22 protein-coding genes are annotated in these 20,635 nt (G+C 65.3%); 18 read left to right on the forward strand and 4 right to left on the reverse strand.

Annotation, left to right across the window (positions count from 1 at the left end; genetic code table 11):
• The first annotated feature begins 139 nt into the window (after positions 1-139).
• Entirely contained in the window at positions 140-1,252 is a 1,113-nt protein-coding gene (locus NN5_RS02245; RefSeq protein WP_245656155.1) for a GGDEF domain-containing protein, read from the forward strand.
• An 18-nt stretch (positions 1,253-1,270) separates the two neighbouring features.
• Here the strand turns inward: NN5_RS02245 and NN5_RS02250 are convergent, their stop codons facing one another.
• Positions 1,271-1,471: a hypothetical protein gene (locus NN5_RS02250; RefSeq protein ID WP_067732436.1), complete on the reverse strand. Its 201-nt coding sequence runs from the start codon at positions 1,469-1,471 to the stop codon at positions 1,271-1,273.
• A gap of 219 nt (positions 1,472-1,690) precedes the next feature.
• On the opposite strand from NN5_RS02250, the gene NN5_RS25585 reads away from it, so the two are divergent.
• From NN5_RS25585 to NN5_RS02310, 12 genes are all read left to right on the forward strand, one after another.
• Entirely contained in the window at positions 1,691-2,137 is a 447-nt protein-coding gene (locus NN5_RS25585; RefSeq protein WP_157080968.1) for a winged helix DNA-binding protein, read from the forward strand.
• Positions 2,138-2,247: 110 nt separating this feature from the next.
• Positions 2,248-3,144, forward strand: a complete 897-nt coding sequence (locus tag NN5_RS02260) for a LysR family transcriptional regulator (RefSeq protein ID WP_067732438.1) — start codon at positions 2,248-2,250, stop codon at positions 3,142-3,144.
• Positions 3,145-3,224: 80 nt separating this feature from the next.
• On the forward strand, positions 3,225-3,689 hold the full coding sequence (locus NN5_RS02265; RefSeq protein ID WP_067732439.1) for an NAD(P)H-dependent oxidoreductase subunit E: 465 nt from the start codon (positions 3,225-3,227) through the stop codon (positions 3,687-3,689).
• The gene (locus NN5_RS02270; RefSeq protein WP_067732440.1) at positions 3,686-5,239 is read left to right on the forward strand and encodes a formate dehydrogenase beta subunit; all 1,554 of its coding nucleotides are present in this window, start codon (positions 3,686-3,688) and stop codon (positions 5,237-5,239) included. Before NN5_RS02265 ends, NN5_RS02270 begins: the two co-directional genes overlap by 4 nt.
• Positions 5,240-5,402: 163 nt before the next feature.
• Positions 5,403-8,258, forward strand: a complete 2,856-nt coding sequence (gene fdhF / locus NN5_RS02275; protein WP_067732441.1) for a formate dehydrogenase subunit alpha — start codon at positions 5,403-5,405, stop codon at positions 8,256-8,258.
• Between the two features lie 30 nt (positions 8,259-8,288).
• On the forward strand, positions 8,289-8,531 hold the full coding sequence (locus NN5_RS02280) for a formate dehydrogenase subunit delta (RefSeq protein WP_245656157.1): 243 nt from the start codon (positions 8,289-8,291) through the stop codon (positions 8,529-8,531).
• Positions 8,532-8,594: 63 nt separating this feature from the next.
• Entirely contained in the window at positions 8,595-9,407 is an 813-nt protein-coding gene (gene mutM, locus NN5_RS02285) for a bifunctional DNA-formamidopyrimidine glycosylase/DNA-(apurinic or apyrimidinic site) lyase (protein ID WP_067732443.1), read from the forward strand.
• A 214-nt stretch (positions 9,408-9,621) separates the two neighbouring features.
• A complete protein-coding gene (rpsT, locus tag NN5_RS02290; protein ID WP_067732444.1) occupies positions 9,622-9,882 on the forward strand; it encodes a 30S ribosomal protein S20 in 261 nt (86 codons plus the stop codon).
• Between the two features lie 530 nt (positions 9,883-10,412).
• The gene (dnaA, locus tag NN5_RS02295) at positions 10,413-11,846 is read left to right on the forward strand and encodes a chromosomal replication initiator protein DnaA (protein ID WP_067732445.1); all 1,434 of its coding nucleotides are present in this window, start codon (positions 10,413-10,415) and stop codon (positions 11,844-11,846) included.
• A gap of 288 nt (positions 11,847-12,134) precedes the next feature.
• Positions 12,135-12,986, forward strand: coding sequence for a GGDEF domain-containing protein (locus tag NN5_RS02300; protein WP_067732446.1), 852 nt, complete (start codon positions 12,135-12,137; stop codon positions 12,984-12,986).
• Positions 12,987-13,111: 125 nt separating this feature from the next.
• Positions 13,112-13,510 carry a DUF983 domain-containing protein gene (locus NN5_RS02305; RefSeq protein ID WP_067732447.1) on the forward strand — a complete coding sequence of 133 codons (399 nt, stop codon included), beginning with the start codon at positions 13,112-13,114 and terminating at the stop codon, positions 13,508-13,510.
• The gene (locus NN5_RS02310; RefSeq protein ID WP_067732448.1) at positions 13,507-14,277 is read left to right on the forward strand and encodes a HesA/MoeB/ThiF family protein; all 771 of its coding nucleotides are present in this window, start codon (positions 13,507-13,509) and stop codon (positions 14,275-14,277) included. Before NN5_RS02305 ends, NN5_RS02310 begins: the two co-directional genes overlap by 4 nt.
• Positions 14,278-14,287: 10 nt before the next feature.
• Here the strand turns inward: NN5_RS02310 and NN5_RS02315 are convergent, their stop codons facing one another.
• Positions 14,288-15,007, reverse strand: coding sequence for an NAD-dependent deacylase (locus NN5_RS02315; protein WP_067732449.1), 720 nt, complete (start codon positions 15,005-15,007; stop codon positions 14,288-14,290).
• A 103-nt stretch (positions 15,008-15,110) separates the two neighbouring features.
• Between NN5_RS02315 and dapB the strand changes: the two genes are divergently transcribed.
• The 4 genes from dapB to NN5_RS02335 are packed head-to-tail and all read left to right on the forward strand — an operon-like array spanning position 15,111 to position 17,418.
• Complete coding sequence (gene dapB, locus NN5_RS02320) at positions 15,111-15,839, forward strand: 4-hydroxy-tetrahydrodipicolinate reductase (RefSeq protein WP_067732450.1); 729 nt, start codon at positions 15,111-15,113, stop codon at positions 15,837-15,839.
• Positions 15,836-16,360 carry a hypothetical protein gene (locus tag NN5_RS02325; RefSeq protein WP_067732451.1) on the forward strand — a complete coding sequence of 175 codons (525 nt, stop codon included), beginning with the start codon at positions 15,836-15,838 and terminating at the stop codon, positions 16,358-16,360. Before dapB ends, NN5_RS02325 begins: the two co-directional genes overlap by 4 nt.
• Positions 16,357-17,016 carry an endonuclease III gene (gene nth, locus NN5_RS02330; RefSeq protein ID WP_067732528.1) on the forward strand — a complete coding sequence of 220 codons (660 nt, stop codon included), beginning with the start codon at positions 16,357-16,359 and terminating at the stop codon, positions 17,014-17,016. Before NN5_RS02325 ends, nth begins: the two co-directional genes overlap by 4 nt.
• Before the next feature lie 12 nt (positions 17,017-17,028).
• Positions 17,029-17,418 carry a hypothetical protein gene (locus tag NN5_RS02335; protein ID WP_067732452.1) on the forward strand — a complete coding sequence of 130 codons (390 nt, stop codon included), beginning with the start codon at positions 17,029-17,031 and terminating at the stop codon, positions 17,416-17,418.
• Between the two features lie 135 nt (positions 17,419-17,553).
• Here the strand turns inward: NN5_RS02335 and NN5_RS02340 are convergent, their stop codons facing one another.
• Positions 17,554-18,873 (reverse strand): dicarboxylate/amino acid:cation symporter, encoded by a 1,320-nt coding sequence (locus tag NN5_RS02340; protein WP_067732453.1) that lies wholly within the window; start codon positions 18,871-18,873, stop codon positions 17,554-17,556.
• Positions 18,874-18,940: 67 nt separating this feature from the next.
• Positions 18,941-20,101: a succinyl-diaminopimelate desuccinylase gene (dapE, locus tag NN5_RS02345; RefSeq protein WP_067732454.1), complete on the reverse strand. Its 1,161-nt coding sequence runs from the start codon at positions 20,099-20,101 to the stop codon at positions 18,941-18,943.
• A gap of 57 nt (positions 20,102-20,158) precedes the next feature.
• On the opposite strand from dapE, the gene NN5_RS02350 reads away from it, so the two are divergent.
• Positions 20,159-20,629, forward strand: coding sequence for a cupin domain-containing protein (locus NN5_RS02350; RefSeq protein WP_067732455.1), 471 nt, complete (start codon positions 20,159-20,161; stop codon positions 20,627-20,629).
• The last annotated feature ends 6 nt before the right edge of the window (positions 20,630-20,635 follow it).

Genomic DNA, 20,635 nt, shown 5'->3' on the forward strand with positions numbered 1-20,635 from the left:
ATCAACCGGGCTAACATGCGTCAGCCCGGCGACCGGCAACCCCGCACGCGCTGTGACATCTGGCGGATCCTGGCCACAAATTGCCTAACGCTTGCCCGGCACGCTAGAGTCAGCCATCCGCATTTCGAGGGTCCGACCATTGTCCGGCAGCTCCGTCGAATCCCTGACCGACCGGGTCTATATCGAGCAGGTTCGCAGCCTCTACCTGCACCTGCTGCCTGCCGCGGCCATGTGGGCCGCGTTCGCGATCACCTTCTGGCTGGCCTATAGCCGCACGCCCGAGCCCAGCTTGCTCCCTCTGGGCATCGCCGGCATTGCGGCCAGCTCGCTGCGCATCGGGCTGACGGCCCATTACCGCGATCTGGCCCTCACCGGCGCGCTCGACCGCGCGCAGGCCCGGCGTCTGGAGTTGCTCTTCTCGCTGCCCTATTTCGCCTTTGCGCTGATCCTGGGGCTGTTCGGCATGTTGGTCTTCCGCTCGCCAGTGCCGGAAATTCACATGCTCACGATCTGCATCATTGTCGGCTTTTGCGCCGGCACGGCGACCAGTTGCGGCTTCAGGCCCCGGCTGGCCATCGCCAGCATCCTTGCGGCGGTCGGCCCGGTCATCCTCGTTTCCGCGTTCCTCTCCGACCCCGCCTATCTGGCCATGGCCTTCATCGCGGCATCCTTCGTGCTGGGTGCGGCGCGCTCGATTGTCGTGCGCGTCGAGGCCACCAAGGCCGAAATCGCCGGGCGCCTGGTCTCGATTTCGCTCGCCCGGAGGGACATCCTGACCACCCTGCCCAACCGGCTGGCGCTGCAGGAATATTTCGACGAACACGCGGTCCTGATTTCCTCCCACCAGCCGATCGCCGTCCATTATCTCGATCTCGACGGCTTCAAACCCGTCAACGACCAGTATGGCCACGCGACCGGCGATGCCCTGCTGCTCGCCGTGTCCGACCGCCTGCGCGGTTCGGTCCGCAGCGGAGACCTGGTGGCCCGCATCGGCGGCGACGAGTTCGCGATCATCCAGTTCGGCCTTCACCACGCGGACGAAGCCGCACTGCTCGCCCGGCGCATCATCGCCGCGATCGAACAGCCGTTCATCATCGAGAACCACAGCCTTGTGATATCGGCCAGCGTGGGCACGGCGGTCAGTCACGACCGGAACCAGCAACTGGATTCGCTGCTGAAAGCGGCCGATGCCAAGCTCTACGAAATCAAGCAGGCCCGCCGGAATTCCAGCATGTTCGCGATGACAGCGTAAACCGCGGGAGAAATGGGCCTACCGCCGCGTGGCTTCCGGGCGGATATCCCATTCGGCGACGGCCCCTTCCTCCAGAGCGAAATGGGCGGCCTGCAGCGCCGTTGCGGCATGAACGGCCGGAAACGTGAGGCCCAGACGATCGTAGAGCGAAACGATCTGATCCAGGACCGCGATCGACTCTCGAAGCGCCTCCTCCGGGGAATTCGCTTTTGAGAACATGAACCCCACTTCCCTATGAATCGAAATTCTTAAATCGAAATTCCTGCCTGGCTCCAGCTTAGCGCACTACGGACAAGAGCCTAACGGATTTCCCCGCCGCGCTCCGGGAACATACCACCCACAATCGTTTGCAGAAACGGGCTTCATAAATTTTAGTTCCAAAACGGATTGAAGTGAGTTTACTATCAGCACAGCGATCATATCGCACAAGGGGCGCAAATGAACAGAGAAACGCTTGCCGAAGAGCTGCGTACCGATCTTCCGGAAAGATTAGTGCAAAATTTCTCGCAAGACACGTCAGCCAATCTAATAGAAACATCCTTAACCAGAAATACAAATCCAAGAAAAATTGCCCGCAGAATTTATAATATTCGACAAAAACGGGAGCAGTTTTTCTCATCAGGGCTATTCAGCGATCCAGCCTGGGACATCATTCTTGACCTCTACATGGCTGAAGAGGACAAGAAGGAAATATGCATTACCAGCGCATGTATTGCCGCGGGTGTTCCGACGTCCACCGGGCTGCGCTGGATCACAATTCTGATCCAGAATGGATACGTCGAACGGCACGATGATCCGGCAGACGCAAGGCGATCGCTCCTGCGCCTGACCGACGCCGCCCGCGATGCTCTGGAAGCCCTTCTGGGCCAACTCGGCGACGACTGATCCCGCCTGAAGACGGACATTTCGCCCCGCGCTGAAGCGCGTCAGGACATGTTCCCTTCCTGCGCCAGAGTGATAGGTTCCATCTATCACCCTGGCAACCGGACGCGGACATGCAACTCAGAGCCCTGCGCTATTTCGTGACTCTGGCGCGCGAACAGCATTTTGCCCATGCCGCGGAAGCCTGCGGCGTGACCCAGCCAACCCTGTCTTCGGCCATCGCGGCTCTCGAAACCCAGCTCGGTAAACGCCTTGTCGAGCGGGACCGGCGGTTCATCGGCCTCACGGACGAGGGGCAGGCCATGCTGCCCTGGGCGCAGCAGCTTCTCGCGGCGCACGAGAGCATGGTACATGCCGTGGAAGCACTCGACGGTCCCTTGCACGGGGAATTCCGTCTTGGCGTCATCCCGGCAGCGGCGCCCGAAGCGGGCCGCCTCTGCGAAGCGCTTCTGCGCACCCACCCCGGCATGACACTCTCGGTCCGCTCCCAGACCTCGCGCGAGATCGTGCGCGCCATCGAGGCTTTCGAAATCGATGCCGGCGTGACCTACCTCGACCACGAGCGGCCGTCGAACGTCATCAGCGTGCCGCTCTACGCAGAGACTTATGTCTTTGTGATGGGGCGCGGAATTGCCAACCCGCCGCCGGGACGCATGACCTGGCAGGACGCGGGACGCTATCCGCTGTGCCTGCTCCATCAGGGTATGCAGAACCGGCGCATTCTCGACGGACTGATGCGCGAAGAGGGCATTGCCGCCACGCCGCGCGCCACCGCGGACAGCTATGTCGCACTGCTCGCCATGGTACGCTCCGGCGGCCTCGCGACGATCATGCCCGAACGCTATGTCGGCCTGATCGAAGGTGCCGACTGGGCGAGCGTCCACCCGCTGGCGATGGAAGTGCCGGTCAGCCGCATCGGCCTGATCGTCGGCGACCGGGCACCGCTCGATCCGGTGGCAGCGGCCGCGCTGGGATGCGCCCGCGCGATCGCGCAGTCGCCCATTGATTGACAAGTCCTATCAGGCATCGCGCTAATCAATTTGACCGCCCCTGCGCGATGCCTCAGCGTGGCTGCAAAGAGAAAAGCACCATGACAGACATTGCCGAGATCCAGACCGTCATCGACGGCGCCGTGCGCGACAGCGCACGCGGCGCCCTGCTCCCGCTCCTGCACGAATTGCAGGAGCACTTCGGCTTCATCGATCCGGCCGCCGTGCCGCTGATCGCTGCGGCGCTGAACCTCAGCCGCGCCGAAGTGCACGGGGTCATCAGCTTCTATCCCGACTTCCGCACCGAAGCCCCTGCCCGCCATGTGATAAAGCTGTGCCGCGCCGAAAGCTGCCAGGCGCGCGGCAGCGCGGCGATCGAGGCCGCGCTGGCCCGGCACCTCGGCGTCGCCATGGGCCATGCCCGCAAGGACGGACAGGTCGCTCTGGAGCCGGTCTATTGCCTCGGCCTCTGCGCGATTGGTCCCAACGCCCTCGTCGATGGCCGCCCTGTGGCGCGCATCGATAACGAGGCCATCACGAAGATCGCCTGCGAGGTGGAAGCATGACCCGCGTCTTCATCAGCAGGGACATGGCCTCAATGGCACTCGGCGCGGATGCCGTGGCCGATGCTTTCACGAAGGCGGGCTGCGACGTGGTGCGCACCGGATCGCGCGGCCTTTTCGCCATCGAGCCGCTGGTCGAGGTTGAGACGGAAGCCGGGCGCATAGCCTATGGTCCGGTCGGCCCCGAAGACACCGCCAGGGTGCTCGACGGCAGCCACCCGAACCGCATCGGCCAAATCGAGGAGCACCCGTTCTTCTCCGGCCAGCAGCGTTTCACTTTTTCCCGCTGCGGCGTAATCGATCCGCTCAGCATCGCCGACTATGCCGCAAACGGCGGCTGGAAAGGCCTCGAAGCGGCCTATGCGCTTTCCCCGCAAGCGGTGGTGGACGCGGTCAAGGCCTCGGGCCTGCGCGGCCGGGGCGGCGCGGGCTTCCCCACCGGCATCAAATGGCAGACCGTGCTCGACGCAGCAGCGGACGAGAAGTTCATCATCTGCAATGCCGATGAAGGCGACAGCGGCACTTTTGCCGACCGGATGCTGATGGAAGGCGATCCCTTCCACCTGATCGAGGGCATGGCGATTGCCGGGCACGCGGTGGGAGCGAGCCACGGCTATATCTATATCCGCAGCGAATATCCCTTCGCAGTCGAGACCATGCGCGCAGCGATTGCCCGTTCGGCGGCCAAGATCGCCCCGTTCACGCTGGAAGTGCGCGTGGGCGCGGGCTCCTACGTCTGCGGCGAGGAAACCTCGCTGCTGGAATCGATCGAGGGCAAGCGCGGCGAAGTGCGCGCCAAGCCGCCTCTTCCCGCGATCGAGGGCCTGTGGGGCAAGCCCACCGTCATCAACAACGTGCTCAGCCTCTCGGCTGTGCCTTTCATCCTGTCCGAGGGGCCCCAGGCCTATGCCGATGTCGGCTTCGGCCGCTCGCGCGGGACGATGCCGATCCAGATCGCGGGCAATGTGAAAAACGGCGGTCTCTACGAGATCGGCTTCGGCGTGACGCTGGGCGAACTGGTCAACCAGATCGGCGGCGGCACCGCGAGCGGCCGCCCGGTGCGTGCGGTACAGGTCGGCGGGCCGCTCGGCGCCTATCTCCCGCCTTCGATGTTCCACCTGCCCTTCGATTACGAGGCCTTTGCCGAGGCAGGCGGGCTCATCGGCCATGCCGGGATCACCGTGTTCGACGACACCGTGGACATGGCCAGGATGGCGCGCTTCGCCATGGAGTTCTGCGCGGCGGAAAGCTGCGGCAAGTGCACGCCCTGCCGCATCGGCTCGACGCGCGGCACCGAACTGATCGACCGCATCATGGCCAAGGCCCCGCGCGCGGCAGGCACGCTCGAAACGCTGCCGCAGATTCGCAACGCCCGCACCGCCGCACGCACGCATGACGAGGAAATCGACCTGCTGCGCGACCTCTGCGACACCATGAAACACGGCTCGCTCTGCGCGCTGGGGGGCTTCACCCCCTACCCGGTGCTGAGCGCGCTCGATCATTTCCCCGAAGACTTCGGCGCCAGTCCTGCGCTGACCGAGGCGGCGGAATAGTATAATGGCAGCGCAGCCCATCCGCCGTCCCTCTTCGTCGCCCCCGCGAAGGCGGGGGCCCCGCTTCCCGACCTTCCTCTGCGCCGCCAGAAGCGGGATCCCCGCCTGCGCGGGGATGACGTGGGCAGGGATGCTAGCTTCGGATTCAGGTGAGTAGAACGACATGACATTCACCCGCGAAAAGGATTTCGGAACGCCGGAAAAGCACGGCGAGACCGTATCGCTCACCATCGACGGCCAGCAGGTTTCGGTCCCCGCCGGAACCTCGATCATGCGCGCCGCCGCGATGGTGGACACCGCGATCCCCAAGCTCTGCGCCACCGACAGCCTGGAAAGCTTCGGCTCGTGCCGCATGTGCCTGGTCGAGATCGAGGGCCGCAAGGGCTATCCCGCCTCCTGCACCACCCCGGTCTCGCCGGACATGGTGGTGCGCACCGAGACTGAGAAGCTGCGCAAGCTGCGGCGCGGGGTGATGGAGCTCTATATCTCCGACCACCCGCTCGACTGCCTGACCTGCTCCGCCAATGGCGATTGCGAGCTGCAGGACGTGGCGGGTTCCGTAGGCCTGCGCGATGTGCGTTTCGGCTACGAAGGCGCCAGCCACCTCGAAGGGTGCAAGGACGAGAGCAACCCCTATTTCACGTTCGATCCGGCCAAGTGCATCGTCTGCTCGCGCTGCGTGCGCGCCTGCGACGAAGTGCAGGGCACGCTGGCGCTCACCGTCGACGGGCGCGGCTTTGCCAGCAAGATTTCAGCGAGCCAGGATGAGGGGTTCCTCGCCTCCGAATGCGTCTCCTGCGGCGCCTGCGTGCAGGCCTGCCCGACCTCGGCACTGATCGAGAATACCGTCATCGAAAAGGGCACGCCCGAGCGCGCCGTCGTCACTACCTGCGCCTATTGCGGCGTGGGCTGCACCTTCCGCGCGGAGATGCGCGGTGAAGACTTGGTGCGCATGGTCCCGTGGAAGCAGGGCAAGGCGAACCACGGCCATTCCTGCGTGAAAGGCCGCTTCGCCTGGGGCTACGCCCAGCACCGCGACCGCGTGCTCAATCCGATGGTGCGCGCTTCGGTGGACGAGCCCTGGCGCGAGGTTTCGTGGGACGAGGCCATCGCCCATGTCGCCTCCGAATTCCGCCGTATCCAGAACGCCTACGGCACCCGCGCCATCGGCGGCGTGACCTCCAGCCGCTGCACCAACGAGGAAACCTTCCTCGTCCAGAAGCTGATCCGGCAGGGCTTCGGCAACAACAACGTCGATACTTGCGCGCGCGTCTGCCACTCGCCGACCGGCTATGGCCTCAAGACCACGTTCGGCACATCTGCGGGCACGCAGGACTTCGACAGCGTCGAACAGGCTGATGTCGTCCTCGTCATCGGCGCCAATCCCACCGACGGCCACCCGGTCTTCGGCAGCCGCCTGAAGAAGCGGCTCAGGCAGGGCGCGAAGCTGATCGTCATCGATCCGCGCCGGATCGATCTGGTGCGCTCGCCCCATGTCGAGGCCGGCTATCACCTGCCGCTGCGCCCCGGCACCAATGTCGCGCTGCTGACCGCCATGGCGCACGTGATCGTGACCGAAGGGCTGGTGGACGAGGCTTATGTGCGCGAGCGCTGCGACGGCGAGGCCTACGGGGAATGGGCCGCCTTCGTCTCCGAACCCGCCCGCTCGCCCGAAGCGATCGAGGACCTCATCGGCGTTCCCGCCGCCGACGTGCGCGCCGCTGCGCGCCTCTATGCCACCGGCGGCGGCAAGAGTGGTGGCAGGGGAGCGATTTACTACGGCCTCGGCGTCACCGAACACTCACAGGGTTCGTCCACGGTCATGGCGATTGCCAACCTCGCCATGGCAACCGGCAATGTCGGCAAGCCCGGCACCGGCGTGAACCCGCTGCGCGGGCAGAACAACGTGCAGGGCTCGTGCGACATGGGCAGCTTCCCGCACGAGCTGCCCGGCTACCGCCATGTGTCCGACAGCGCCACGCGCGCGCTGTTCGAGGCCGACTGGGGCACCGCGCTCGATGCCGAGCCGGGCCTGCGCATCAACAACATGCTCGACGCCGCGACCGACGGCACCTTCAAGGGCATCTTCATCCAGGGCGAGGACATCCTTCAGTCCGATCCCAACACCACCCACGTCGCGGCCGGGCTGGCGGCAATGGAATGCGTGGTGGTGCAGGACTTGTTCCTCAACGAGACCGCCAATTACGCCCACGTCTTCCTGCCGGGCTCGACCTTCCTCGAAAAGGACGGGACTTTCACCAATGCCGAACGCCGCATCCAGCGCGTGCGCAAGGTGATGGAGCCCAAAAACGGGTACGCAGACTGGGAAGTCGTCCAGCTCGTGGCCAACGCCATGGGGCTGGGTTGGACCTATACCCATCCTTCGCAAGTGATGGACGAGATTGCCCGGCTGACGCCCACCTTCGCGGGCGTGAACTACGATGTGCTGGAACAGCGCGGCTCGGTGCAGTGGCCCATGAACGCCGCCGCGCCCGAGGGCACGCCAACCATGCACATCGACCACTTCGTGCGCGGCAAGGGCCTGTTCGTCGTCACCGACTACGTGCCGACCGACGAGCGTACCGGCCCACGCTTCCCGCTGCTGCTCACCACCGGCCGCATTCTCAGCCAGTACAACGTCGGCGCGCAGACAAGGCGCACGCCCAACGAGGCCTGGCACGCCGAGGACCGGCTGGAAATCCACCCCCACGATGCCGAGAACCGCGGCATTCGCGACGGCGACTGGGTCTCGCTGCGCAGCCGCGCGGGCGAAACGAGCTTGCGCGCACTGATTACCGACCGGGTGGCGCCGGGCGTGGTCTACACGACCTTCCATCACCCGGACACGCAGGCCAATGTCATCACCACCGACTTTTCGGACTGGGCGACCAATTGTCCCGAATACAAAGTGACGGCCGTGCAGGTCGCCCCTTCGAACGGCCCTTCGGAGTGGCAGAAGAGCTACCGCGCGCAGGCGGAGCAGAGCCGCCGCATCGAACCTGCCGAGCCTGCGGAGTGACGGGAGTTATGGAGTGACTGGAGTGATCGAGTGACTGGGGCCATGATGTCCACCGGCGAACGCCTTGCCTATATGGCCGGGCAGATCCTGCGTAATTTCGCCGTGAAAGGGCAGGAGGCAGCCATAGCGGCCACCACCGATCATATCCTGCAATTCTGGGACCCGGGCATGAAAGCGCGCGCCTGCGCCATGCTGAGCGATCCTGACCCCGCCCTGCCCGATGACGTGCGCGCGGTCTTCCTCCGGGTACAGGCGAATGCGGCATCGGCGTAACACGCAGCGGCGCGTAATGCCTAGCGATGACAGGCGCCGCCGATCCGGCTAACGCTTCCGCAAATGCCAGAGCTACCCGAAGTCGAAACCACCGTCCGCGGTCTTGCCCGCTTCCTCGAAGGGGAGCGAATCGCGCGCGTGCAGGTCAACCGGCCGGACTTGCGCCGCCCCTTCCCGCCCGATCTGGTCCAGACGCTGACCGGCGCCCGCGTCACCGCGATGGGGCGGCGCGCCAAGTACGGCCTCATCCATACCGACCGCGAACAGACCATGGTCTTTCACCTGGGCATGTCCGGCCGCTGGCGGATCGAGCCCGAGAAGCCGGAAAAGCACGACCATCTCGTGCTGGAGACCGAATCGGGGCATGTGCTGGCACTCAACGACGCGCGCCGGTTCGGCTCGGTCGATCTGGTGGCGACAGAGGCGCTCGATAGCTGGGGCCCCTTCGCCGGGCTTGGTCCGGAGCCGCTTGGCCCAGATCTGACCCCGCAGCACCTGAAACGCGCCTTCAGCAGCCGCATCGCCCCGGTCAAGCAGCTGCTGCTCGATCAGACGATCGTCGCCGGGCTCGGTAATATCTACGTCTGCGAGGCATTGTTCCGCGCGGGCATCCGCCCCGACAAGGAAGCGGGGCGCGTTTCGCTGCCCGCCCTCACCCGGCTGGTGCCCGCAATTCAAAGCGTGCTGTCCGAATCGATCGCAGCCGGCGGCTCGACGATTCGCGACTACGCGCAGCCTTCAGGCGAGCTGGGATATTTCGCCGCTTCCTGGCAGGTCTATGGCCGCGAGGGCGAACCCTGCACTTGCGGCGCCCCGGTCCTGCGTTTCGTTCAGGGCGGGAGAAGCACGTTCTGGTGCCGGCGCTGCCAGCGGTAGCGCCAGCCCGCGCGGAGCCTGAGCGGATGCCGTTTCCGGTTACGCCGGGAGGCGCAAACGGGGCAAACCTGCAGAAATAGGCGGTTTCGGGAGCGACCACCGGGTTGACGCAAGTCACCTCCACCGCTAAGGGGCGCGCTTTCCGGCGAGTCCGCTCGCCACCCGCAGATTCGTTAGGTAGGGGCCGCAGGTTCGGCCAGACAGAGGAAATTCGATGGCCAATACGCCGCAAGCCCGCAAGCGCATCCGCCGCAACGAGCGTCGCGCTGAAATCAATACCAACCGCATGAGCCGCATCCGCTCCTTCGTGAAGAAGGTGGAAAGCGCGATCGCCGGCGGTGACAAGACTGCTGCTGCCGATGCCCTCAAGGCTGCCCAGCCCGAGCTGGCCCGTGGCGTCGCCCGCGGCGTGATTCACAAGAACACGGCTGCGCGCAAGATGTCGCGCCTGACCAAGCGCGTCTCCGCGCTCTAAGTCGCAGGCCGATTCGGCATTCAGGGACAGGCGCTGGACGCCTTCCCTGAGCTCAAAACAGGAACGGAGCCGGAGAGGCAATCTCCGGCTCCGTTTCGTTTTACGCTGCAGTGCACTGCACAGCGACCCAAAGCTGTGAAAACGCTGCGATTCGCGGTGCCGCACTGCGGAAGATGCTGTTTTTTAGCCACAAAATATTTTTTGTGGCGGAACCCCGCAGTCATCCGTGTGTCAACTGCGATAATTTTTTTTATTTGGCTGAGCCTGTATTGCACGCTGGCAAAACCCCTACCAAAAGGGTTCTCGGCCGTTGCGGAACTGGCCGGGGAAAACATCGATAGAGTGGATAACTAGAGCTGCAAACCAAGGTTTGCGGCTTGGGGGTTTATTTGCTCTTCGTCGATGGGAATCGGTTCCGGCACGGCTGCTTGAGGTCAGACGAACCAGGGGAGTTCGAGCGGGTGTCAGGGTCATCAACGGGTCAGAACGCTAATTCAGCGAACAGGAAGTCCAAGGCGGTGCGTGCAGTGATGGAAGAGGATCAGGAAGCCGTAAATCTGGCGGCCGACTGGGCAGATATCAGCCAGGGCCTGCGCAAGGACCTGGGCCATCAGGTCCACAGCCAGTGGATCAAGCCGATTCAGCCGGGCAATTACTGCAACGAAACCGGTACGCTGGACCTTTACCTGCCGACCGAGTTCTCGGCGAACTGGGTGAACGATCGCTTCGCCGACCGTCTTTCGCTCGCGTGGAAGATCGCCCGGCCCGACGTGCGCCACGTGCGCATCCTCGTCCATCCCGGCCGCCGCCAGCTGCCCGAACTGCGCCTGGGCAGCGGTGGCCGCCCGGGGAGCGCACCGGCCAACGATTCGGCGCATGGCACCGCCGACCCGCTTTCGGCTGCGCTGGCAGGCGAATCGTTCACCGCGCTCGGCCAGGGCCCGGCCAGCATCGACGCCTCGCAGACGTTCACCTCGTTCGTGACCGGCACCGCCAATGTGCTGGCGTTCAACGCCGCACAGCGCATGGCCGCCAACGAGAAGCCGCAGTTCTCGCCGCTCTACCTCAAGGCAGCGACCGGTCAGGGCAAGACGCACCTGCTGCACGCGATTGGCCACGCCTATCTGGCAAACCACCCGCACGCGCGCATTTTCTACTGCTCGGCCGAGCGCTTCATGGTCGAATTCGTTCAGGCGCTGCGCCAGAACCAGATGATCGAATTCAAGGCCCGCCTGCGCGGTTTCGACCTGCTGCTGGTGGACGATATCCAGTTCATCATCGGCAAGGCATCGGCGCAGGAAGAGCTGCTCTACACGATCGATGCGCTGCTGGCCGAAGGTAAGCGGCTGGTCTTCGCCGCCGACCGTGCGCCGCAGGCGCTCGACGGCGTCGAGCCGCGCCTGCTCAGTCGCCTGTCGATGGGGCTTGTCGCGGACATCATGCCCGCCGACATCGAACTGCGCCGCTCGATCCTCGAAAACCGCCTGCAGCGCTTCGCCTCGATCGACGTGCCGGCCGACGTGATCGAGTTCCTCGCCCGCACCATCAACCGCAATGTGCGCGAGCTGGTGGGCGGCCTCAACAAGCTGATCGCTTATGCCCAGCTCACCGGCCAGCAGGTCTCGCTGCAACTCGCCGAAGAACAGCTGACCGATATCCTGTCGGCCAACCGCCGCCGGATCACGATCGACGAGATCCAGCGCACGGTCTGCCAGTTCTACCGCATCGACCGTACCGAGATGAGCTCCAAGCGCCGCGCCCGCGCGGTCGTGCGCCCGCGTCAGGTGGCGATGTACCTCGCCAAGGTCCTGACGCCGCGATCCTATCCGGAAATCGGCCGCAAGTTCGGCGGGCGCGATCACTCCACCGTGATTCACGCGGTGCGCCTGATCGAGGAACTGCGCACGCGCGATGCCGATATGGACGGCGACGTCCGCTCGCTGCTGCGCCAGCTCGAAAGCTGATTTCATCCCCCGGTCCTGCCGGGATAGCCCACAGGGTTCTCAACAGGGTCTGCAAGGCGCCATCCGCTTTGCAGACCCTGTTCTTTTGCAGCAGCGGCAAGTGTAAACAGCCCAAGCAAGACCCGTCTGAAAAGTAAAACTACCATTTCTGGAAATACAATCGATTTCCATTCACGCCCTTACCCCCTCTTCCAAATTTTAACGCTTTGATAAGCGCCTTCTCATACTATCTTTAGATAGATATGCGAGCGAATCGCAGACAGAGACAACTGGAAGAGGCACCCCCCGATGCGCTTCTACAAAGCCACAGTCTTTCTGTGTCCAAACCACTACGAGCGAAGAATTCTGCTGATCTGCGGCAGCGTGACCCTTGTTCCGTCAATAGCTTGCGCCGTTCTGCAAGCCGCGAGCGGAAAGTGGGACATCCCTGTGCTGGCAACCGTGCTGGCCGCCAGCGTGATCGGCGGCGGGCTCGGGATCTGGGCGATCCAGGCCTTGCTGGCACCACTTGCCCAGGCCGCTGCCATTCTGGAGACCATTCAGACCGGCGAGCCTGTCGAACAGATCCCCGAAGGCGGAGACGACCTCGTGGGCCGGCTGCTGCGCGGCGTCGCGACGGCCGCCAACGAGTCGGCCGCGCGTATCAGGCGCCTGGTCGATGCCGCCGAGCGCGATCCGCTCACCGGCATTCGCAGTCGGCGCGGGTTCGACGATTCCGCCCGGGAAGTCCTGCTCGGCCAGCATACCGCCGTCCTCGCCCTGGTCGCCGTTGATCACTTCGCCCTGATCAATGAGCAGTTCGGCCGGGAAGCCGGAGACGAAGTGCTGAGAGCCGTGGGCTGGCACCTCGAAAGCGAACTGCGCCGCACCGATATCACGGCCCGCTGGAGCGGCGAGAAATTTGCCGTACTGCTGCCCGACACCCTGCTCGACGAAGCGCGCCTGATCATGGAACGCCTGCGCGCCTCAATCGCGCTGGACCAGAGCCTGGCCAATCAGGGCTGGCCGGTCACGTTCTCCTGCGGTCTTGCGCCGATCCGGGACTATGCCCAGTTCGACGAGGCCTGCAGCCGGGCCGATGCTGCACTCGACGATGCGAGGAACGGCGGCCGCAACCGGATCCACGCCGCCACCGACTGATCCCACGCCTTGCCCCGGACCGGCCGGCTCCGCACACACTGCGCGGCCGGCCGGTTTCGTTTGTGCCGGAGCCGGCCGGCCATTTCCCGCTTCACCGCCCGGGTTGCTTGCTGTAGGCCCGCTCCATGATTCCAGCCACTTTCGTCCAGGCCGCGACCCGCGGCATCCGCGGCAAGTGCCCCCGCTGCGGCGAGGGCCGCCTGTTCCGCAAATGGCTGAAGCCGCGCGACCATTGCCCGGTCTGCACGCTCGATCTCACACCGCAGCGCGCAGACGATTTTCCGGCCTATATCGCGATCCTTGTGACCGGCCACCTGATGGCGCCGCTGATCATCATGCTCTCGCTCGATTTCGAGCTGGGTCCGCTGGCCATGGTCTCGATCCTGGTGCCGCTGGCGCTGGTGATGATGCTGGGAATGCTGCAACCCGCCAAGGGTGCGGTCATCGCAGCGCAGTGGTGGTTTGGACTGCACGGCTTCGTCAAGGAACGCCTGCCCGACGACAAGCCCTCGGACGCAGCATGAGCCTTGGCCCCGACCGGCTGGCCCGTTTCGCCCGCCATATCGTCCTGCCCGAAGTGGGGGGAACCGGACAAGTGGCACTGGCCGGCGCGCACGTGGTGCTTGTCGGCTGCGGCGGGATCGGCAGTCCTGCCCTTCAATATCTCGCCGCAGCCGGCATAGGGCGGCTGACGCTGGTCGACGATGACGCCATCGACGTCAGCAACCTCCAGCGCCAGACGATTTACACGCCGTCTGATCTCGGCAAGCCCAAGGCGGAAGTGGCGGCCGAGTGGGTGCGGCGTTTTGATCTTGGCCTCAAGGTCGATTCAGTCGTCGCGCGGGTGGGGGGTGACAACGCTGATCAGGTCCTCTCCGGCGCGCATCTCGTATTGGACGGTTGTGACAACTTCGCGACTCGGCTGGCTGTGTCAGATTCCTGTGTCAAACAGGCAATCCCGCTCACCAGCGCCGCCGTCGGCCGGTTCCAGGGCCAGGTCGCAAACTTCGCCGGACACCTGCCGGATCAGCCCTGCTACCGCTGTTTCGTGGGCGATGCCTTCGATGCGCAGGACTGCGACACGTGCGCGGCCGATGGCGTGCTGGGGGCCATGGTGGGCATGGTCGGCACGTTCGCGGCGATGCAGGCGATTCGGGTGCTGCTGGCCGGCCATGCCGCTTTCGGCGATCCCCAGTTCGGCACGCTGCACCTGATCGACGGCATGGCCCCTTCCATGCGCCCGCTGCGAATCGCCAAGGATCCGGCCTGCAAGGGATGCGGAGCGCATTGAGCGCCTGCCGTCAGGCTCCCAGCATCTCCTCGACCCACGCCGGCACCACTTCGGTCGCCGGACCATGGCGCGCCTCGTCGAACCAGGCCGTGCCCTGTGACGGCTCCAGATTGAGTTCGAGGGTCTCCGCCCCCAGATCGCGCGCATTGCGCACGAACCCGGCGGCGGGATAGACTACGCCGGACGTGCCGATCGAGACGAACAGGTCGGCCTCGCGCAATGCCTCGAAAATCTCGTCCATGCGGTAGGGGATCTCGCCGAACCAGACGATGTCCGGGCGCAGCGCCGCGCTGCCGCATGACGGGCAGGCCGAGCGCGTGATCAGGGGGCCGGCCCAACGCGAGCGCGTATCGCAGGCCGTGCACCAGGCATTGAGATGCTCGCCGTGCATGTGGATGAGATCGGGCGCCGCCACGCCCAGCGCCGCCGCCGCGCGGTCGTGCAAATCGTCGACGTTCTGCGTCACCAGCGTCACCCGCCCCGGCCACTGCGCCTGCAGCTTCGCCAGGGCCAGATGCGCCGCATTGGGCTGCTTGGTCTGGATCGCCGCGCGCCGCATATCGTAAAAGCGCAGGACCAGATCGGGATCGCGCGCGAAGGCCTCAGGCGTCGCCACGTCCTCCACCCGGTGCTGCTCCCACAGCCCGCCCGAATCGCGGAACGTGTCGATGCCGCTTTCCGCCGAAACGCCGGCGCCGGTGAGGATCACGATATTGCGGATAGTGCCCATGGCGCGACCATACCGTCCAACGCGAGGTTGTCGAAGCGGCTTGTTTGCGCCATGCGGGCGTGCGGCAGCCTTTCGGCAAGACCCCGGCCAGCGGAGAAGACGAATGAGCAGAATCGGTATCATCGGCAGCGCCGGACGCATGGGGCAAGCCATCGCGATAGCCCTGGCCGATGCGGGCGAGGATCTTGCAGGCGGCACCGACAAGAACGGTGACGTGGCAGCCATGGCTGCTCAGGCCGATGTGCTGATCGATTTCTCCAGCCCCGCCGCGCTCGAAGCCAATCTCGAAGCCGCGGCGGCGGCGGGCGTGCCGATCGTCATCGGCACCACCGGCCTGGAAGAACGCCACCACTGGCTGATCGACAGCGCCGCGCAGACGATCCCCGTGCTGCAGACCGGCAATACCTCGCTCGGCGTGACGCTGCTCGCCCATCTCGTGCGCGAAGCCGCCAGCCGGCTCGGCGAGGACTGGGACATCGAGATCGTCGAAACCCATCACCGCATGAAAGTCGATGCTCCCAGCGGCACCGCCCTGCTGCTGGGCGAGGCAGCGGCGGACGGGCGCGGCGTCGCCCTGGCGGACAGCGCGGTACGCGGGCGCGACGGCATCACCGGCAAGCGCGAGCCCGGCACGATCGGCTTCGCCGCACTGCGTGGCGGTACGGTGGCGGGCGATCACACCGTCCACTTCCTCGGCGACAACGAGCGGCTCTCGTTCGCGCACATGGCCGAGAACCGCGGCATCTTCGCCAAGGGCGCAGTCAAGGCCGCGCAGTGGCTGGTGGGCCAGAAACCGGGACGCTACACCATGCCCGAGGTGCTGGGCCTGTGAGCCCCCATCCGGCTCTCGCGGCCTGCCGCTGGCGCGAACCGGGCGGTGCCACCGCCGCCGAGCGCATCATCGCCTTCCTCGACGGCATCGGCATTGCCGTGGAACCGGAGCCGCCCCACGAGGCCATCGTACTTCCCGGCCTTGGCGTATGCGGCACGGCGATCCGGGTCGATCCCGAAACCCCGGTCTGGCCCGGTGATCTCCTGCACGAGGCCGGGCACATCGCCGTTGCCGAACCCGCCCGCCGCGCCGCGCTGGTCGAAGTCGGCGACGATCAGGGTGAGGAAATAGCCGCGATCGCCTGGTCCGTCGCCGCGGCAAAAGCGTGCGAAGTCGGGCTCGACGTGGTGTTCCACTCCGGCGGTTATCGCGGCGGCGGCGAAGCGCTGAACACCGCCTTTGCCGCGGATAACGGCGGCCCCGGCGTGCCCCTGCTCGCCTGGTACGGCATGACGCGCAGCATGGGCGTCGGGCCCGAGAGCGCCCCCGCCTACCCCGAAATGGCACGGTGGCTGCGGTGAAGAAGGACCAGATCTTCGAGTTCTTCCGCCGTCTCGCCGAACTCAACCCCTCGCCCGAGACCGAGCTGGAGTTCGGCAACACTTACCAGTTGCTGGTTGCCGTGGTGCTTTCCGCGCAAGCGACCGACGTCGGCGTCAACAAGGCGACGCGCGCGCTGTTTCGCGAGGTGAAGACGCCGCAGCAGATGCTGGATCTCGGCGAAGAGGGTCTCAAGCAGCACATCAAGACCATCGGCCTGTTCAATTCCAAGGCCAAGAACGTCATCGGCCTCTCGCAGATCCTCGTCGAACGCTATGGCGGCGAAGTGCCGGAGGACCGCGACGCCCTGGTCGAGCTGCCCGGCGTGGGGCGCAAGACCGCCAACGTGGTGATGAACTGCGCCTTCGGGGCCGAGACTTTCGCTGTCGACACCCACATCTTCCGCGTCGGCAACCGCACCGGCCTGGCCAAGGGCAAGACCCCGCTGGCAGTCGAAAAGCAGCTGGAAAAGAAAGTGCCCGGCCCCTTCCGCGTCGGCGCGCACCACTGGCTGATTCTGCACGGGCGCTACATCTGCAAGGCCCGCACGCCCGAGTGCTGGCGCTGCCCGGTCGTTGACTTGTGCGCCTACAAGCCCAAGATCATGGAGAAGGGAGCCGGCAGGAAGGCTTCCTGAGAGGAGGATCTCATGAAAGCTGCTCTGCCGATGCTCGTGCTTGCTCCGCTGGCGCTGGCGGCCTGCACCCAGGGCGAACCGCGCAAGATGCCCCCGCCCAGCCCCGCCGCCGAAGCGGTCGGCCCGGCGCTGAACTGCCTGTCGGTCACGCAGCTATCCAGCAGCAAGATCCGCGACGACCAGACCATCGACTTCTTCGGCGCCGGCGGCAGGGTCTGGCGCGTGACGCTGCCCAACCGGTGCAGCGGACTGAAGGCCGCCGACAGCTTCACCTACGAGACCTCGCTCTCGCAGCTGTGCCGGACCGACATCATCTATCCGCTCAACCGGTACGGCGGCCAGCTCCAGCGCGGCCCCGGTTGCGGCATGGGTCCGTTCGTGCCGGTCAAGCTTTCGCGGTAAAAAAAATAGCCCTCTCCCCTTCAGGGCAGAGGGTTGGGAGAGGGGAAAGCAAGCCCCTCTCTACTCCCGCTTAGGCGGACAAGCCGCCAAGCATCTCTCCCCTGAGAAGGGGGGAGAGATAGCACAATGCGCCTCTCAGCTCTCGTACTGCTCGGGATCGACATTGAGGCCTGCACGCCCGTGTGAGGACGTGCGGGTGGGGGCATGGGGCGGCTCCGCATCGTCGTCCATCAGCGGCTGCAACATGCCTTCGCTGCGGGTGATGACCGAAGTCGCCACTGCGTTGCCGATGACGTTGGTCGCCGAACGGCCCATGTCGAGGAAAGTGTCGATACCCAGTAGCAGCGCGATGCCTTCCACCGGCAGGCCGAACTGGCTCAGCGTCGCGGCGATCACCACCAGGCTGGCGCGCGGCACGCCGGCGATGCCCTTGGAGCTGACCATGAGCGTCAGCAGCATCAGGATCTGCGTCTCGATCGGCACGTGGATGCCATAGGCCTGCGCCACGAAGAGTGTCGCGAAGCTCATGTACATCATCGAGCCGTCGAGGTTGAACGAATAGCCCAGCGGCAGGATGAAGCCCGAAACGCGGCGCGGCACGCCGAAACGGTCGAGCTGTTCGAACAGCTTGGGCAGACCCGCCTCGGACGATGCGGTCGAGAAGGTCAGCAGCAGCGGCTCGCGGATGTAGCGGATCAGCGTGAAGATGCGCCCGCGCAGGAACACCGCGCCCAGCGAAAGCAGGATCGTCCAGAGCAGCAGCAGGCCGAAGTAGAACTCGCTCACCAGCACGCCGTAAGTCACGACGATGCCGAGGCCCTTGGTCGCGATCACGCTGGCCAGCGCGCCGAACACGGCGACCGGGGCGAAGCGCATGACGTAATCGGTGATCTGCAGCATGAGGTGCGACAGCGCCTCGCTGGCCTTGACCACCGGTGCGCCCTTTTCGCCAATGGCGGTGAGCGCAACACCGGTGAACAGCGAGAACACCAGGATCTGCAGAATGTTGTTGTTCGCCATCGCGTCGAACGCGCTGGTCGGGAAGATTTCGAGCACGAAGTGGCGGAACGAAAGCTCGCCGGTCGCCAGTTCACCCAGGTCGTCCGCCGTCTCCAGCCCCACACCCACGCCGGGGCGGAACAGGTTGACCAGCACCAGACCCAGCGCCAGCGACAGCAGGCTTGCCGAAATGAACCAGCCGAGCGCCTTCGCACCGATCCGCCCGAGCGCGGCGCTGTCGCCCATCCCGGCAATGCCGGTGACGATGGTCGCGAAGACCAGCGGGGCAATGATCATCTTGATCAGTTTCAGAAAAACATCAGGCAGGAGCTTGAGATAGTCCGCCCACACTTTGAGCGCCGGATCACCGGCCACATGCGTGATATTGAGCACCCAGCCAACCAGAATGCCGAGCACCATGCCTGCGATAATCAAGAACGTCAGCCGTTTGGCCATGCAACCCCCGGGAAGAAAATCACGAAGAACGTAACAGGCGAACCTGTCGGGTCAATGTCACGGACCGTCAGGAATTTGCCCCGGGGCTTTTGAACACCGCCTCGATGACGCGCCCGTAAATCCGGGTCAGAGCATCCAGATCGGCGATCGCTACGGCCTCGTCGCGCTTGTGCATCGTGGCATTGCACAGGCCAAATTCGATCACCGGGCACAAGTTCTTGAGGAAGCGCGCATCCGAAGTGCCGCCGCTGGTCGAGAGCTCTGGATCCACGCCGGTTTCCGCGCGAATGGCCTCCACCAGCAGGGCGGAAAACGCCCCCGGCTCGGTCAGGAAGGCCTCGCCGGAAATCACCGGCCGTGCGGTGCCGCCGTGCTTTTCGGCAATCGCCGTGACGCGCGCGCCCAGTTCGGCACCGGTGTGCAGGTCATTGAACCGGATCGAGATACGGGCCGAAGCCTGGGCCGGAATGACATTATGCGCCGGATTGCCGACGGTGATGTCCGTGATTTCGAGATTGCTCGCCTGGAACCAGTCGGTCCCCTCGTCGAGCACCAGCGCATCGAGTTCGGCCAGCATGGCCACCAGCTTCGGTACGGGATTGTCCGCCAGATGCGGATAGGCGACGTGCCCCTGCACGCCCTCGACATCGAGGAAGATGTTCACCGAGCCGCGGCGGCCGATCTTCATCGTGTCGCCCAGCCGGTGCACCGAAGTCGGCTCGCCAACGAGGCACAAGTCGGGGATCTCGCCGCGCTCGCGCATCAGGTCCATCAGTGCCAGCGTACCGTAGCGGGCCGGGCCTTCCTCGTCGCCGGTAATGACGAAGCTGATCGTGCCCGCTGCGGCCGGAATGTCGCGCACGGCCGCGACCATTGCGGCGATCGAGCCCTTCATGTCCACTGCGCCGCGTCCGTAGAGCAGCTCCCCGCGCCGTTCGGGCAGGAATGGCGCCGTCGTCCAGCCCTCCCCCGGCGGCACCACGTCGAGATGGCCGGCAAAGGCGAAATGCCGGGAGCCTTCGGGCCCGCGCCGTATGGCAAAGAGATTCTCGACCGGCCCATCGGGCGCCTCGCCCGCAACAAAGCGCACAACCTCGAAACCCAGCGGCGCGAGCTGCTCTTCCAGGCAATCGAACACCATGCCCATGGCCGGTGTGACACTGGGGCAGGCGATCAGGGCTTCGGCAAGGTCGGTAACACTTGCAGCAACGGGCGCGGTCTGGGACATAGCCCGCGCTCATCGCACAAGCCGCCTGCGAAAACCATAGCCGCCGGAGGAAGACCCATGCCCAAGCTCTATATCGAAGACATCCCCCCGTCGAACGCGACCGGCTATCCGGCGCCTTTCGACGAGCCCGTGGCCGGCCGCTGGTGGCGCCGCCTCGCCCCGGCGGGCGGGCTCACCGAAATGGGCGCGAGCCATGTGGTCCTCAAGCCCGGCGCCTGGTCGAGCCAGCGCCACTGGCACGACGACGAGGACGAACTGCTCGTCATGCTGACCGGCGAAGCCGTTCTGGTCGAAGATGCCTCAGGAGACAGTGATGGCAGGACCGTGCTCAAACCCGGCGATGTCTGCGCCTGGCCGAAAGGCGTCACCAATGGCCACCACCTGATCAACGAAAGCGATGCGGACTGCAGCTTCATCGCGATCGGTGCCGGCAACCAGAAGGGAACGGGCGCCTATCCGGACATCGACATGATGTTCGACGACAGGGCCTACTTCCACAAGGACGGCACGCCCTATCCGGCGAAGTAGGCAAGA

Source organism: Novosphingobium naphthalenivorans NBRC 102051 (assembly GCF_001590985.1).
Classification (GTDB): domain Bacteria; phylum Pseudomonadota; class Alphaproteobacteria; order Sphingomonadales; family Sphingomonadaceae; genus Novosphingobium; species Novosphingobium naphthalenivorans.